The organism is Streptomyces sp. NPDC002055 (assembly GCF_040296705.1).
Classification (GTDB): Bacteria; Actinomycetota; Actinomycetes; order Streptomycetales; family Streptomycetaceae; genus Streptomyces.
In genome coordinates this window covers 1-14,615 of the sequence record NZ_JBEOXS010000001.1, presented here as the reverse complement: position 1 = coordinate 14,615, position 14,615 = coordinate 1, and the positions used below count along the sequence as shown (strand labels likewise).

At 71.8% G+C, this 14,615-nt stretch carries 14 protein-coding genes; 5 read left to right on the top strand and 9 right to left on the bottom strand.

What is annotated here, in order from left to right:
* Window positions 1-57: 57 nt before the first annotated feature.
* From ABT112_RS00070 to ABT112_RS00060, 3 genes are all read right to left on the bottom strand, one after another.
* On the bottom strand, window positions 58-1,914 hold the full coding sequence (locus ABT112_RS00070) for a choline/carnitine O-acyltransferase (RefSeq protein WP_351503755.1): 1,857 nt from the start codon (window positions 1,912-1,914) through the stop codon (window positions 58-60).
* 101 nt (window positions 1,915-2,015) lie between these two features.
* Entirely contained in the window at window positions 2,016-2,849 is an 834-nt protein-coding gene (locus tag ABT112_RS00065) for a class I SAM-dependent methyltransferase (protein WP_351503753.1), read from the bottom strand.
* A gap of 74 nt (window positions 2,850-2,923) precedes the next feature.
* Entirely contained in the window at window positions 2,924-3,793 is an 870-nt protein-coding gene (locus ABT112_RS00060) for a HalD/BesD family halogenase (protein ID WP_351503751.1), read from the bottom strand.
* Window positions 3,794-4,713: 920 nt separating this feature from the next.
* On the opposite strand from ABT112_RS00060, the gene ABT112_RS00055 reads away from it, so the two are divergent.
* Window positions 4,714-5,205, top strand: a complete 492-nt coding sequence (locus tag ABT112_RS00055; RefSeq protein ID WP_351503749.1) for a hypothetical protein — start codon at window positions 4,714-4,716, stop codon at window positions 5,203-5,205.
* 103 nt (window positions 5,206-5,308) lie between these two features.
* On the opposite strand, the gene ABT112_RS00050 is transcribed toward ABT112_RS00055, so the two are convergent.
* A complete protein-coding gene (locus tag ABT112_RS00050) occupies window positions 5,309-5,956 on the bottom strand; it encodes a class I SAM-dependent methyltransferase (RefSeq protein ID WP_351503747.1) in 648 nt (215 codons plus the stop codon).
* 196 nt (window positions 5,957-6,152) lie between these two features.
* Here ABT112_RS00050 and ABT112_RS00045 point away from each other — a divergent pair, with 196 nt between their 5' ends.
* A complete protein-coding gene (locus ABT112_RS00045) occupies window positions 6,153-6,884 on the top strand; it encodes an alpha/beta fold hydrolase (RefSeq protein WP_351503745.1) in 732 nt (243 codons plus the stop codon).
* 126 nt (window positions 6,885-7,010) lie between these two features.
* On the opposite strand, the gene ABT112_RS00040 is transcribed toward ABT112_RS00045, so the two are convergent.
* Entirely contained in the window at window positions 7,011-7,502 is a 492-nt protein-coding gene (locus ABT112_RS00040) for a hypothetical protein (RefSeq protein WP_351503743.1), read from the bottom strand.
* Between the two features lie 439 nt (window positions 7,503-7,941).
* Here ABT112_RS00040 and ABT112_RS00035 point away from each other — a divergent pair, with 439 nt between their 5' ends.
* On the top strand, window positions 7,942-8,883 hold the full coding sequence (locus ABT112_RS00035) for a permease (protein WP_502975210.1): 942 nt from the start codon (window positions 7,942-7,944) through the stop codon (window positions 8,881-8,883).
* Window positions 8,880-9,650 carry a TIGR03943 family putative permease subunit gene (locus ABT112_RS00030; RefSeq protein WP_351503739.1) on the top strand — a complete coding sequence of 257 codons (771 nt, stop codon included), beginning with the start codon at window positions 8,880-8,882 and terminating at the stop codon, window positions 9,648-9,650. Before ABT112_RS00035 ends, ABT112_RS00030 begins: the two co-directional genes overlap by 4 nt.
* A 55-nt stretch (window positions 9,651-9,705) precedes the next feature.
* On the opposite strand, the gene rpmF is transcribed toward ABT112_RS00030, so the two are convergent.
* The 4 genes from rpmF to ABT112_RS00010 form a co-directional block, all read right to left on the bottom strand.
* Window positions 9,706-9,879 (bottom strand): 50S ribosomal protein L32, encoded by a 174-nt coding sequence (gene rpmF, locus ABT112_RS00025; protein ID WP_351503738.1) that lies wholly within the window; start codon window positions 9,877-9,879, stop codon window positions 9,706-9,708.
* Window positions 9,880-10,029: 150 nt separating this feature from the next.
* The gene (locus tag ABT112_RS00020) at window positions 10,030-10,215 is read right to left on the bottom strand and encodes a hypothetical protein (RefSeq protein WP_351503736.1); all 186 of its coding nucleotides are present in this window, start codon (window positions 10,213-10,215) and stop codon (window positions 10,030-10,032) included.
* A gap of 40 nt (window positions 10,216-10,255) precedes the next feature.
* Complete coding sequence (locus ABT112_RS00015) at window positions 10,256-11,203, bottom strand: phosphotransferase (protein WP_351503734.1); 948 nt, start codon at window positions 11,201-11,203, stop codon at window positions 10,256-10,258.
* A gap of 116 nt (window positions 11,204-11,319) precedes the next feature.
* Window positions 11,320-12,918 carry an FAD/NAD(P)-binding protein gene (locus ABT112_RS00010; RefSeq protein WP_351503733.1) on the bottom strand — a complete coding sequence of 533 codons (1,599 nt, stop codon included), beginning with the start codon at window positions 12,916-12,918 and terminating at the stop codon, window positions 11,320-11,322.
* Window positions 12,919-13,132: 214 nt separating this feature from the next.
* Here ABT112_RS00010 and ABT112_RS00005 point away from each other — a divergent pair, with 214 nt between their 5' ends.
* Window positions 13,133-14,524 carry an MFS transporter gene (locus ABT112_RS00005; RefSeq protein WP_351503731.1) on the top strand — a complete coding sequence of 464 codons (1,392 nt, stop codon included), beginning with the start codon at window positions 13,133-13,135 and terminating at the stop codon, window positions 14,522-14,524.
* Window positions 14,525-14,615 lie beyond the last annotated feature (91 nt).

Below are 14,615 nucleotides of genomic sequence, written 5' to 3'. Positions count from 1 at the left end.
GGCGGCCGTCCCGCCCGCCCGGCCGGGAGCGCCGAGCGGAACGGGACGGCCCGGTGGTCAGCGGCCTCCGGCCGGCCGCGTGTCCTCGTCGTCCTCGGTGGCCAGCAGGTCCTGCAGTTCCCGCACCGCCGCACGGAGCCGGTCGGCGAAGGCGTGCATCCCCTCGGCCACCGGGCGCAGGGTGCTCAGGTAGACGTTGAACCGGTCGGGCAGCAGGACGTAGGCGACGCCGATGCACCGGCTGCTGGTCGACCCGAAGCCGAAGTACTGGATGTGGGTGGAGGGCGCGGAGCTGGTGCTCAGGCAGTCGTCCCGCATGACGAGCCAGCCCGGCGTGCCGTACAGCCCCGGGTCCTCCGGCACGCCCAGCGACGCGCCGCGCCGCTTCCGGATCAGCTGGAGCTCCCACAGGTGCTGCTCGGGTGCCTGCCCCTGCTGGCACTGCTTCGCCCGTTCCACATGCCGGTCGGCGGCGGCCCGGAACGCCGCCCGGCGGGCCGCCCGGTCCGCGCCGGGGTCCTCCATCGCGGCCACGAACCGCAGCACCTCGGGCGTGACGACCCGCATCGCCTCGGTCCGCCCGCGCCGGAACTGCCGGGTGGCGATCGACTCGTAGGTCGGCCCGACCGTGCCCTTGGCCCGCTGATGGGCGAGTTGGTAGGCCATCTGCACGAACGCGTCGGGCGAGATGCGCAGCTGCTTGGCCCGGTTGCCGCCGAAGTCGTCGAAGGAGACCGTGGTGGTCGCCGTGGCGGCGCCGTACTCCGCGAACGCCTCGGCGGCGGACCGTACGTCCGCGCGCAGGGCCGCGTCGAGCACGAAGGTGACGGGCTCGACGGCGGGCAGACCCTGGGACCGCGCGCCCGACTGCCGGGCGTGCTCCTCGACCGGGGTGCCCAGCAGGGCGTCGACGAAGCTGAGGATCGTCGTCCCGTCGAGCTCGCAGTGCTCCACGTTGATGCCCGCCCGGCCGTCCTCGAAGACGATCAGGGACACCGCCTTGTCGAACCACCGGTTGCCGCTGTTCCCGTACAGCAGCTGGTCGCAGGTCTCCTGCGTGTCCCCGGGGGCGAAGTCCTCCAGACACACGCAGAACAGCGCCGACTCGACCGCCTCGAGCGCGTCCGCGTTGCCGGGGTCGCAGGCGACGAGGGCGTCCCGGCGGCCGGCCCACTCGGCCCGCGCCATGGTGGTGAGATGCCCGACGGAGGCGTCCTGCGGGGCCGGCTCCGCCCCGGCCTTCATGACGGCGGCCAGCCCCGCCGCGAGGTCGTCGGGGGTGTGCGGCAGCCCGTCCTCGCCGAGCACCTCCATGCGGAACAGGTTGCCGCGGTGGAACACCACGATGTGGCGGGCGGACGACGGGCCGGGCCGCTCCTCGGAGTACGGGGCGCGCACCGAGTCCAGCTCCCGGCCGGGGATCCGGGTCGTGGAGAACAGGTACTTGTTCTGGTCCATCGAGAGCGCCCGGCCCCGCTGGACGATCGGCGGAACGCGCTCCGCGTCCAGGTTCCGCTTGTAGGCGACGGCGGCGGTGATCAGCCCGGCGGCCCGTTCCACCTGGCTCTGCCCGGTGTCCTGGAACAGGAAGAAGAAGTTCGCGTTGAGCGCGATGCGGTCGCGCCGGCCCAGGTAGCGGTAGGGCCAGAAGGTGTCGAGCCAGCTGTGCACGCCGTCCTCGGCGTCGTACCGCTCCAGGGCCGCGTGGAGGGTCCGCCCGGGGCCGTCCGGCCGGAGGAACGCCTCCACTTCCGTGCGGGTCCGCTCCCGCTCCGCCGCGGTGAGCAACGGCTCGCACCAGGCGAGGAACCGTTCGCAGGTCTCCTCCAGCGTGGGCAGGGGCACGCGCGGCAGGGTGTCGTCGTTCGCAAAGGTACGGGTGGCCGGGGTGGCCGGTTCCTGACTGCTGTTCACTGGGTTCCTCGATTGGTCACTGGTTGCCTGGATCTCGGGACGGGGTGGTGCCGTCGGTGACTGCAGCCCGCCGCAGTCACCGACGGGACGGCGGACGAACGTCACCCGACGGCGTGTCGCTCGGGCTCGCGCGGCCGGGAGACGTGGAGCCGGGCGTAGAACCAGCCGTCGGCCTCCAGGCCCGACGGGTCCACGCCGACGGACGACAGGGTGTCGAGCACCCGCGACTGCTCCTCCGGGGAGGCGAACCGCCGCTGTTTGAACAGGCCTTCGACGTGGACGGTCTCGTAGCCCGCGGCGGCGAGGCTCTCCTCGACCGCGTCGAACGGGAACATGCGCAGGACGAAGTGGGCCATCCACGGCTTACGCGCGCCGCCGTGGGCCTCGACCACCCGGGAGAGCGTCTTCTCGGTGACGTAGCCGACGCAGCCCGTGGAGATGACCAGGTCGGTCCCGGCGAGCAGCGCGCGCTGCTCCTCGGTGGGGTCGTACGTCTCCAGGTCGGCGTGGACCGCACTGTCGAGGAGCCCGGCCGCCAGCGCATACGAGAGGGCGGGCCGGGAGGCGTCGAGGCCGGTGAACCGGGCCCCGGCGGGGCGTTCCCGGCCGGCGACCCACTCCCGGTCGCGGGCGAGCAGTTCGTCGCCGGTCAGGCCGGGGGTGTCGCCGTCGCAGTACCGCTCGTAGAGCCCGTCCATGGTCGTGTTGCAGGTGAGCAGGGCGGCGTTGATGCCGTAGGAACAGCCGATGTCCAGAATGTGCGGCGTACGGACCCGCCGGACGTCCCGGTATTCGTGGACGAGTTTCGTGAAATAGGGCTTGGCCAGCTGAGGGATGCAGTAGTCGAGCTCGCGCAGCGTACGGAAGTACGCACGCGGGTCGGGTTGCGTGTAGATGTTCTCGAGGGAGACTTTTCCGGTCGGGTCGAATCGCACGGGTGCACTCCTGACGTGGATGCAGAGCGGTCGACGGGCCGAGGGAGGGTGGTTTCACCGCACCGGCGGCCTCGCTAGTCCAGCAGCTGATCGACGCGCACCGCACGGCCCTCGGCCGCCAGATGCTGTGGCATCACGCGGCCGAACAGCTGTTTGGTGCGCGCCACGCTCCCGATGACTCCGGGGCGCTCGCTGTAGGCGAATATCGCGGTGTGCCGCGCGGTGCGGCCCGCCACCTCGCTCACCCGGTGCAGCGAGTAGCGGCCTTTGAACAGTTGCAGATCGCCCGGCCGCAGGGTGAGCCGACGGATCAGCCGCTCACCGCGGCCGGTCAGGACGTCCCGGACGTCGTCGAAATTCTCGGCCTGCGCGGACCGGATGTTCGGGCAGTACTCGAAGACACCGCCGTCCTCGGATTCCTGGGTGAGCAGACTCACGGTGAACTCGTTCGTGTCGAAGTGCCAGGGGTGTTCCATCCCCGGGTTCACCACATTCAGGCACAGCCCGGAGAGCGGGTCCCCGAGTTCATGGAGCCGGGGCAGTTCGAAGCAGTCGGCGATGAAGCGCTGGAACAGCTCGTCGGAGTAGAGCTGATGAATGATGAATTCCCGGGGAATGCGGTCGCGGGCCACGAAGGCATTCCCGCGCTCGATCGCGATGCGCCCCGGATGGCCCTCCGGAACGGTGGAGTCGACGTCGATGTTGTAGGCGTTGACCGTTTCGACGTCGTAGTGCGCCCGCGGCGCGATGGCCGCGCATTCCTCGCGGAGCGCTGCGGCCAGGGACGGCCGGATGAATGCGGGAAGGACGCTGCACCCCAGCGTCTCCAGTTCGCCGCGGGTGCGGATGACCATGGTTTTCCAGTCGGCACTGTCCGGATCGGACAAGGGGTAGCGAACCGTGTCCACCACCTGCTCGACCGTACGAGTTACCGAAGTGCTCATGAGGATCCTCTCCACGCGCAAGTTCATCGCGCCCGTCCGGAACACCGGAGCGGGCGTCGACAACAGTTCTGGCCACTCGTGCGGGAGAAGCAGATCGGCCCAGCACTGTCAAGGCCGCCGCCTCCCGCGAAGGAACTGCTCCCGTAACGCCTTCCTGTCTCTTTCGAACCCCAGAGGGGTGTAGCACATTCGTCACGCTCCATTCAGGGTCCCGCGACGTGTGTGACGCGATCCACTGCGATCCGCTGATGAAGATTCAGCACAACCTCACATAACGGAAACTGACATCACATCAATGCCTGCGGGCAGGTTTTGACGGCCCGCGAAGAGGAGAACATCGGAGTCGGTGCGGTACGGCCGATCCGTGGCCGTCTTCACACGGACGTGGGCGTCCGCGCACAGGCGTTTCCCCACCACGGAGCCGCCCCCGGCGGATGGCAACGGCCCGCGGCGCTGTCTCCGACGGCGCCCGGTCGGCCCGGCGTCCGTTTCGGCCCGGTGTCCGTCGGCCCGGCGTCCGTGAGTCGCCCCGACGTGCGCGGGGGAAACTTCACGCCCTCGGCCCTCTTCCCGGCCACCCGCACAGTCGGCGTACAAGCCACGGCGGCGTAGACCTCCCGCGGGGACAGGACGGCCGCCGGTGCCCCGTAGGGGTGCCCTGCCGCTCCCGGCCGCCCGCCTGAGCTCCGACCGGATCGTGCGCGCGGTCCGGACTCCGGGACTCCGGGACTCCGGGACTCCGGGACTCCGGGACTCCGGGACTCCGGCACACAGCGGACACCGAGACGCATCGGCCGGCTACGCACATTCCCGCAGCACCCCCTCCGCAACCCCACGTATCCGGCCGGCCACCCCCGGAACGCTCATCACGTTCTGTGCTGGGATCGACCCCACCTGCTCCCGCGTCCGCGGATGGGCCGATGCAGACGGGAACCGACATGTGGGCCGCACTGACCTCGCTGCTGGGTGTCGTCCTCGGTGGGGCGCTGTCCTTCGCGGCCCAACAGTCCGCACGCCGCTCGACGGAACGCGCCGAGGCGCGGCGCCGCAGCGACGAGGCCGCCGAGACCCGCCGCGCCGACCGGATCTCCCACCTGGTGGCCTTCATCGTGGCCGTGCAGGAGGCCGAACGCGTGGCGGTGGACCGCTGCCTCGACCGGTCGGCCGACGAGCAGGCGAGGCGACAACGGGCCGAAGAGACCATCGACAGGCTGTGGGTGCTCCAGAAGACGATCCATATGCTGTGCGCCCCGCAGGTGAACGACGCCGCGCGCGTCCTGGTGTTCGCGCTGCAGGAGGTGCTCAGAGACGGCCCGAGTGGCTCACCGGAATCGGTGGTCGAGCAGGTGGCCGCGCATATCCGCCCGAGCCGCAACGCCTTTCTGGACACGGCCCGCGACTGCCTGGGCTGAGGGCTGTCCCGCATTTCATGACGGATCGGCGCACGGCATCGGATGCGAAGCTCACCGTCCGGCAGGGTGGGTGCGGTCGTACGGTCGGTCGGACCGCTCCTGCCTAGGCTTTGCGGGCGAGTAGGTGAACCTCCTGAAACTGCCGTCGGTCGGTGGGCTGAGGCTCGCGAACCATCCGGGCCACCTCGGCCAGCCCGGACTCGCGCAGCATCGCGGCAAGGTGATCAGGCGACCACCGATAGGCCGGCGCGACGGCGTGATCGAAGACCTGCGTCGGGTGGGACGGATCACCGCTTGCCCAAAAGCCGACCAGAAGGTGGCCGCCAGGTGCCAGCACCCGGTGGAACTCCGCCAGGATGGCGGGGAGTCCTTGCGGCGGAGTGTGGATGATGGACCAGCGGGAGAGGACGCCGCCCAGCGCGCCGTCAGCGATCGTCAACGCGGCCATCGAGCCCACGTCGAACCGCAGGCCCGGATAGGCCTGTCGAGCCGACTCGATCATCACGGGAGAGGCGTCGATACCGAACGCCGCCAGCCCCAGCTCGTCCAGATGAGCGGTGACATGGCCAGGCCCACACCCCAGGTCCGCGACCTGACCACCCCCACCCGCCCGTACGGCCTCGGCGAAGACACCCAGCATGGCGCGGTCCAGGGGACTGTCACGCAGCGTGTCGCGGAACAGTTGCGCGTAGGTGGGGGCAGCAGCGTCGTAGGCATCGCGGGTGGCACTGAGGACATCGTGTTCGACCATGCTCGCGACAGTAGTTCCTGACGCTGAGGCGAGCCCGACCAATGCCAGGAACACTGGCTGCTCGACCAGACGGCCAGCACCATCGCCTGGCTGTTCCTGGGGCAGGAGCCCGCGCGCCCGTTCGGCGCCACTCTTCCTTGATCATGAGGGCAATTCCGCCAATAGAGTCGGCTGGACGGTACCAACGGGGGGATCGATGACACCAGCGGATGCAGTGCCCATAGTCTTCGTTCACGGGACGCGCTTCAGCGCGGGGCAGTGGAGCGTGCAGCTTGCCGCGCTGCGGGACGAGTTCCCGGTAGCCGCTGTCGACCTGCCCGGCCATGGTGAGCGCTCGGCTCAGCCCTGGAGCCTGCGCAGTGCGGCGGAGATCATCGCTTCCGCGGTGGACTCGCTCGACCGTGGGCCGGCTCTGGTCGTCGGGCACTCGCTCGGCGGATACGCCTCGCTGGAGTTCGCGCGGCGATATCCGGAACACCTGCGCGGACTGGTCCTCGCGGGAGCCAGCGCCTCAACCCGCGGCCTCTGGGCAGCGCCCTACCGGTGGGTCGCCAGGCTGGTCCCTCATATACCGGCGGATCGGCTGGCCCGGTGGAACGACCGGTTTCTGCGGCGGCTCTATCCACCGGAAGTGGTGGAGGCGACCATCCGTTCCGGCTATGCCTTCCATAGCCTGCCCGCGGCGTGGGGCGAGGTACTGGGACACTTCGATGCGAGTGCGATGCGGTCTGTGAAGGCTCCGGTACTGATCCTCAACGGCGAGAAGGACCCCGTCTTCCGGGCCGGCGAGTCGGACTTCGCCCGTGCACATCCCCACGCACGCGTCGAGTTGATCCCGCGGGCACGGCATCTCGCGAACTTCGACGCCCCGGGCGCCTTCACCGATGCCGTCCGCCGCTTCGCTCGGCAGCTCCCTGCCGTCGGCTGAGTGCGCCGTCGCCGGACCCCCGGGCCCCCTCAATTCCCACCGGTGACAGCGGGGCCGGGACGGCCCGCGGCTGTCGTGTACCACCACTGCTGCGCTGCGGGACGGCCCCTCCGCTTCCCTACTCCCCTACTCCCGGTCGTCCGGATTCCGATTGTCCGGGCAGTCCGCCGCGACCCAGGTGGCGGTGAGGTCCCGGCAGACGATGTACAGCGTTCCGGGGCGGAAGGCCACCTCGTGGGAGCAGCCGTATGCGTGCGGGAGGATCTCGTCCAGGATGACGGTGCCGGGAAGCCCCAGTTCGGGTGCCTCCGGTATGTCAATCCGGATCTCCGTGACCTCCGTGTAGCGGACGATCAGGTCCTCGTCGTGCTTCCAGCAGTTGTGCCGGAAGTGGATTCGGTAGTCCGGGCACTCGGCGCTGGGCACGGTGAGCTGCTGGAACTGCAGATCCTTGGTGCAGCGCGTACCGGAGAACCGGTAGTGGTCCGGGTCGGCGGCGAAGGCACGCGCGCCGGGCGGCAGGCGGTCGACCAGCTCGGGCAGTTGCTCCATGTACGGGGTCGGGTCGATGACCCCGGTGCAGGTGCCGCGAACCGCGTCGAGGTCGACGTACTGCATCGGACTGCTCCTGCCCCGTTCACCTGTTGCCGCTGAAAGGCCTCATGGTCGCATGCCGGATGAGTCACCGGCGTGCTCAGCCGTCCCCCTGCCGGCGTTCCGGGATTGCCCCGGACGGAAACCGGCTCTCCGACCGGCCCTCCGACGCGTCCGCCGACCCGTCCGCCGACCGGTGCCGCCCCGGGGCGACGCGCCCACCGGAGCATGCTCTGCCGCGGACACCGTCCGCCACACGCCCATACCCGCCCCCGTCCCCACCCCGAGCTGCCGGAATGACCAAACAGCAGGGAGAGAGCGGTGAGAAGCAAGGCCCCGGCAGACGTACTGGTGGTGGCACGGCAGCAGCATCCACGAAGTCGAGGTATCCCTTGTGAGCACCACCGGAACAGAGACCGTCCGGGTCGACCACCGCGACGCGGACGAGCAGCAGGGCCGGCGCATCACCTCACCGCTCGTTCTGACCATGCTGCTGCTCCTGGTGCTCACGGCGCAGGGGCCGCTCCGCCGGGCCCTGGCCGCGCCGGTGATCCAGAGCTGGACGACCGTGTTCGTCGCGGTGTTCGTGCAGGCGCTGCCCTTCCTCGTGCTCGGGGTGCTGCTGTCGGCGGTCATCGCGGTGTTCGTCCCGCCGGCGTTCTTCGCCCGGGCGCTCCCGCGCCGGCCCGCCCTCGCGGTACCGGTCGCCGGCGTGGCCGGTGCGGTCCTGCCCGGCTGCGAGTGTGCCTCCGTGCCGGTGGCCGGGGCGCTGATGCGGCGGGGGATCACCCCCGCGGCGGCGCTCGCGTTCCTGCTCTCCGCTCCCGCGATCAACCCGATCGTGCTGACCGCCACCGCTGTCGCCTTTCCCCGCAACCCGGAGATGGTCCTCGCCCGCTTCGTGGCGAGTCTGCTGCTGGCCTGTGCGATGGGCTGGCTGTGGCAGCGCCTGGGCCGCACCGACTGGCTGCGCCCGCCGGCACGCCCGTCCTCCGACGGCCTGAGCAAGGGGGCTGCGCTCTGGGGGGCGGTACGGCACGACGTGATGCACGCCGGGGGCTTCCTCGTCGTGGGCGCGATGGCCGCGGCCACCCTCAAGGCCGTGGTTCCGGCCGGCTGGTTGCAGCGGGCGGCGGACAGCCCGGTGGTGTCGGTCCTCGTCCTGGCGGTCCTCGCGGTGCTGTTGTCGATCTGCTCCGAGGCGGACGCGTTCGTGGCCGCGTCGCTGTCGCAGTTCTCGCTCACCGCCCGGCTGGCGTTCCTCGTCGTCGGCCCGACGATCGATCTGAAGCTGCTCGCGATGCAGGCCGCCACCTTCGGCCGGGGGTTCGCGCTGCGGTTCGCCCCGGCCACCTTCACCCTGGCCGTTCTTCTGTCGGCCCTGGTCGGGGCGGTGGCGCTGTGAACCGGCAGGCACAAGCGGTGGTGCTGTTCCTGGTCGGCGGGGCAATGCTGCGCGCCGGGCTCACCGACCTCCATCTGCGCTACGTCAAGGCCGGGCTGCGCCCGTTGGTGCTGGTGGCGGGTGCCGTGCTGATCGTCGCCGCCGTCGCCACCGCCTGGTACGAACTCCGTCGGCCGCGCACCGCCGGGGACCGCCCGGCCGACGGGGAGCGCCCGGCCGCCAAAGACCGCCCGGCCGACGGGGAGTGCCACGACCGGTCCGGCCACGCCCACCGGGAACCCCGCGTGTCCTGGCTGCTCGTGCTGCCGCTGTGCGCGCTCGTCCTGGTCGCCCCGCCGGCCCTGGGCTCCTACAGCGCCATGCGGACGGGGACGGCCCTGCAGAAACCCTGGGGCTTCCCCGCCCTCCCCGACGGCGATCCCCTCCGGCTCGATGTCGTGGACTACGCCGGCCGCGCGGCCTACGGCAACGGGCGGTCCCTCGGCGGCCGCAAGGTCACCGTGACCGGCTTCGTCGCCCTCGACCGCGGCGGCACACCCCAGCTGACCCGTATGGTCCTCAACTGCTGCGCCGCCGACGCCCAGCCCGTCAAGATCGGACTGTCCGGCAAGGTGCCCCCGGTGCTGCAATCGGACACCTGGCTCGAAGTCACCGGCACCTACACCGGCAAGCGGACCAAGGACCCGGTCAACGGCGGCATCATCCCGTACCTCGAGGTCAGCCGGGCCCGACCGGTCCCGGCCCCGCGCGACCCGTACCAGAACTGACCACGGGCCCGGGCACGGCTCGGCGGGAGGGCCGCGCGGACGGCGGGCGGGCCGGTCAGCGCCCGGGGAGCGGCAGCAGCCCGCGCTCGTAGGCCCGCATCAGCCGGCGCGGCACCTGGTACTCCACACCGTCGACGTGGATCGGGGCGAGGTCCGGGGTGCTCGCCTTCCAGTTCGCGCGACGGGTGCGGGTGTTGCTGCGGGACATCTTGCGCTTGGGCACGGCCATGAGTGGAACCTCCTGAAGGACGTCGGGAGACACGCACGCTACATGAAAATGAATGTCATAAACAACAAGCGCGGAACCCCCTGCCCGGCACGATCCCTGCGTCCCGCCCCGTCTCCTTCCCGCGCGGTGCGGACGCGTCCGGACGAACGATCACGCCGGGCGGCACCTGCTCACCATCGACCCCACCCAGGGGTCGGCGAGCGGCCGGCGAGAGAGCAGCGAGAGCCAGGACGCTCCGGCCTCCCGGGCCCGCCCCTGGCCGACCGTCTCGCCGGCCGTGGCGGTACGGCGACCCCGGGCACGGGCCGCGCCCGGGGCCCGCAGACCGTCGGCCATCGGCCATCGGCACCTGCGAAAGCGCGCCCGTCACCCCCGCTCAGTCGGCCAGGCCCCCGGCGAACGGCAGCGTCCGCCAGTGCTCGACGGACGGCTTCAATGCCTCGACGAGCAGGGGCAGTTGCGGCGCGAGCGCGAGGCACGCCACCGCCCGGGACATCCCGACGGCGTTGACCAGGCGCAGGACACGCTCGTCCAGCTCCCGCAGGCCGCTGCGCCGCGCGGCGGCGTTGTACGCGGCCTCGCAGTCGGGCCCGAGAGCGGCCAGGTCCCACTCGACCGGGCCGAGCGTGACCAGTTCGAAGTCGGCGTACAACTCGCCGCCGGTCGTGGCGACGATGTTGACCGCGGGGGCGTCCCCGTGGATCGGCTGGAGGTCGGCTCCGGGGAACGCCGCCTCGAACCCGGCGCGCGAGGCGACCATCGGCTCCAGGACCTCCCATTCCCGCCGCGCGCGGTCGAGATCGGCCGGGTCGAGGAGGTCGGGACGCGATTCCAGGGCGGCGAATCCCCCCGTGGTGAATTCCGGTTCGGCCGTCGCCAGGAACGGCAGCTCACCCGGGTAGTCCCGGAGCGCGGCGTGCAGGCCGGCCACCAGACCGGAGTTGCGCACATAGTCGGGCTCGACGCTCCGGTGCTCGACGAACTGCCAGAACGTCATGGAGAAGCCGTCGCGCCGCACGGGTTCCCGGGGCACCAGCGGACTGGGCGGAATCACCGGGGTGCCCCGTTCCGCGAGCCACGACACGACATCGAGCTCCACCCGCTGCCGCGCCGCCTGGGTGTCGAGGTCGATGTGGGGCGGCAGGACCGTGGGCACCCGGACCACCACCGGTGACGGGGCGAGGTGCACGACAACGGAGAACACGTCGTGGAGCACCCTCGCATCGGTCACCGTGAGCCCGAGGTCGCGCCCGGCGGCAATTGCCGCTGCGAGGGCGCGCGACGTCCGGGCGGCGAGCTGATCGGGAGTCATGGATGTTGTCATGCGCCCGATACTGCCGGTCCGGCGACGGGTCGTGCTCGGAATTTCGTGACGACGCCGGGTGCCGGAGGGGGCGGCCCCTCCGCGTGCAGCGGCCCTCCCCGGCCCTCCGGTCGTCGTCACGGCCCGGTCACGTCGCGGGAGATCTCCTGGGCCAGCTTCACGATGACGGGGATCGCGGCGGTGATGAACAAGGAGCCGAAGGTCAGATCTCCCAGCGCGTAGAAGCACTGCTGTGTCGTGCCGTTGACGACGAGTTGGCTGGTCTCGCGCCTCACGCGGAGGCCGCCGTGCGGGTGCACCGATGCCGCGGATGCTGTGATCAGTGACTGCACCAGGGGCGCGGCGGCCGTGGGGACCCGGTGTGCCGCGACGGAGGTGGCGTTGACCACCGTGTCGGCGTCGATCCGTCCGTCCCGGGTGACGGCACTGAACCCCCGGCCGGTGCGGCTGACGTTGTGCAGCCCCCGCACGATGCGGAGTTGCCCCGCATCGCTCATGGCCGACAGGTGGGCGGCGGTGGAGGGCGGCATCGGGCAGCACAGGGAGTGGATGGCGCGGTAGTGGTGGCGCAGGAGTTCGGCGCGGTCCCGGTGCGGCATCAGCGGCCAGACGTCGACAGCGACGGGCAAGGTGTGCTGCAGGATGCGCAGTCCGAGGCCCGGCGCGTCGACGAGATCCAACTGACGCCGGAGGCGGCGCGCGGGGTCCTCGTGCAGCGATGCCAATTCGGTCTCCAGCTCGGCCGGACCCTGGCCGGCGGCGGCGAGTTCGTCGCGCAGCACCCGGACGACCTCGGTGAACCCGACCTCTCCCCGGCGGCTCAGGGCGTGGAAGTGGTCAGGAGTGAAGTGCTGGAGGGCATGTGCGACCGGCCGCTGCCGGACCGCGGGCAGCACCCCCTGCCGGGACAGCAGGCAGACCGGCCCCTGGTGACGGTTGGCGCGCAGGGTGAGCGCCACATCCACGGCGGTCAGTCCCGTGCCGAGGACGGCGACGGTGTCACGGGGGTCGATACCCGCCAGCGTGTGCGCCACGGGATAGGGGTCGGGGACGAACCCCGGCTCCGGTCCGTCCAGACCGAACCGGTCGTGCGGCGCGCCCGCTCCCAGGCACAGGACCACGCGGTCGGCCCGGTGGGACCCACCGCGCTCCGTGGTCAGCGTGGCGCCCCCGCCGCACGGAGCGGCGTGGACCACCCGTTCAGGTAGGACGCGGACGATCCAGCCGCGGGCCCGGAGCCGGGCCACACTGTCGTGCGCCACCGACTCCAGGTAGTCGCCGAAGAGCGTCCGGGCGGGGAAGGCCGCGGCGTTGAAGGGGTCGGCCCGCCCTGCTCCACCGGCCGCCGCCTCACCAGCCGCCGTCGATCCACCGGCCGCTCCCGCCGCATCGGCCTTGCCGGGCGCCCCGTCCTCGCCCACCCCGTCCTCGCCCACCCCGTCCTCGCCCGCCCCGTCGGCCTCCCGCCGCCGGGCGGCTGCGAGCCAGCGATCGAAGTGGCCGGGATCCCCGGCACGGACCGACATGGCACGCGAGGGCAGATTCACCAGGATGCAGTCGGCATCCCGCTGATAGGGGCGGCCGCGCCACAGGCGGCCCGACGGCTCGAAGACGGTGACAGCGGCCGGCGGCCCGGACCGCTGGGACAGCGCCTCCAGCAGACACACCGCTCCCCCGCCGCCCCCGACCACTGCGATCTCACGCATGCGGACCATGCCGTGCACCCTCCATCGGCCCGCGGCCACCGCACCGGTGCGCCACGGATCCTGCCGGCGCCATCTCCCATTCTGCTCGGGCGGGCACGGCCGGCCAGCCGGGAACGACCGACGGGCCCCGTCGCCCACAGCCGCCCCGTTTCATACGTGCATTCATGCGCACACATTGGCTATGGTCGGTGTGACCGCTGGTACACGTCGCCACGGAGGGTTCATGCTGTCCGTTCTGCGCCATCGTCCCTACCGCCACTTGTTCGCCGCGCAGGTGATCGCGCTGGTGGGGACCGGGCTCGCGACGGTCGGGCTGAGCCTGCTCGCCTACGACATCGCCGGCCCGGACGCCGGATCCGTCCTCGGGACGGCGCTGGCGATCAAGATGGTGGCGTACGTCGGGCTCGCTCCGGTGATCAGCGCGATCGCCCACCGCCTGCCACCCCGGCCGCTGCTGGTGAGCGCCGATCTGATCCGGGCGGCAGTGGCGTGCGGCCTGCCGTTCGTCACCGAGGTCTGGCAGGTCTACGCCCTGATCTTCCTGCTGCAGTCGGCCTCGGCCACCTTCACCCCGGCCTTCCAGGCGCTGATCCCGAGGGTGCTGCCCGCGGAGGAGGACTACACCCGGGCCCTCTCGCTGTCCCGGCTGGCGTACGACCTGGAGATGGTGTTCAGCCCGGCGCTGGCGGCCGCGCTGCTGTCCTGGATCACCTACAACCGGCTCTTCCTGGGCACCGTCGCCGGATTCCTCGCCTCGGCCGTCCTCGTCCTGACCGCCGCCCTCCCCGCGCTGTCGCCCGGCCGGACCGAGCGGGCCCCGGGCTTCGTGCACCGGACCACCCGGGGCATCCGTCTGTTCCTGGCCACTCCGCGCCTGCGCGCCCTGCTCGCCCTCACCCTCGCCGTCGCGGCGGGCGGCGCCATGGTGATGGTCAACTCGATCGTCTACGTGCGCGACCACCTCGGCCGGGCCACCTCGGACGTCCCGCTGGCCTTGGGCGCGTACGGCGCCGGTTCCATCCTCGCCGCGCTCCTGCTGCCCCGGATCCTCGGCCGCGCCACCGACCGCACCCTGATGCTGCCGGCGGCCCTCACCTCCGCGGTCCTGCTGCTCGCACTGGCCGCCGGCACCTGGGCCGGTCGCGGCGCATGGTCGTGGCCGGCGCTGCTGGCGGCCTGGGCGCTGTTCGGCGTCACCGAGTCGGTGATCATGACCCCCACGGGCCGTCTGGTCCGCCGGTCGGCCGCCCCGGAGGACCTGACGGCCGCGTTCGCCGCCCAGTTCTCCCTCTCCCACGGCTGCTGGCTGCTCGTCTATCCGCTGGCCGGCTGGCTGGGATCCACCGCCGGCCTGCCGGCCGCGGCCCTGGCCCTGGGCGCGGTGGCCCTCGCCGCCGCACTGGCCGCCCGGCACCTGTGGCCGGCACCGGACCCCGACCGCGTCCCCCACGTCCACACCGGCCTGGACCACGGACATCCCCACCTGTCCGGTGCGCAACGGTCGGCCGCCGGGTGGCAGCACGCCCACGACTTCGTCATCGACGACCTCCACGCGCGCTGGCCGGCGCGGGCCGCCGCCGACCGACCGGTCCACTCCGGCCCTTCAGGCGCCTAGGGCGTGTTTCGAAAGTAGCGTCGTCCGCCCGAAGGGCGGGGCCGGAGGTGTCCGGTGCGTGCGATCGCAAGGCGGAGGGAGGAGAGCGCAG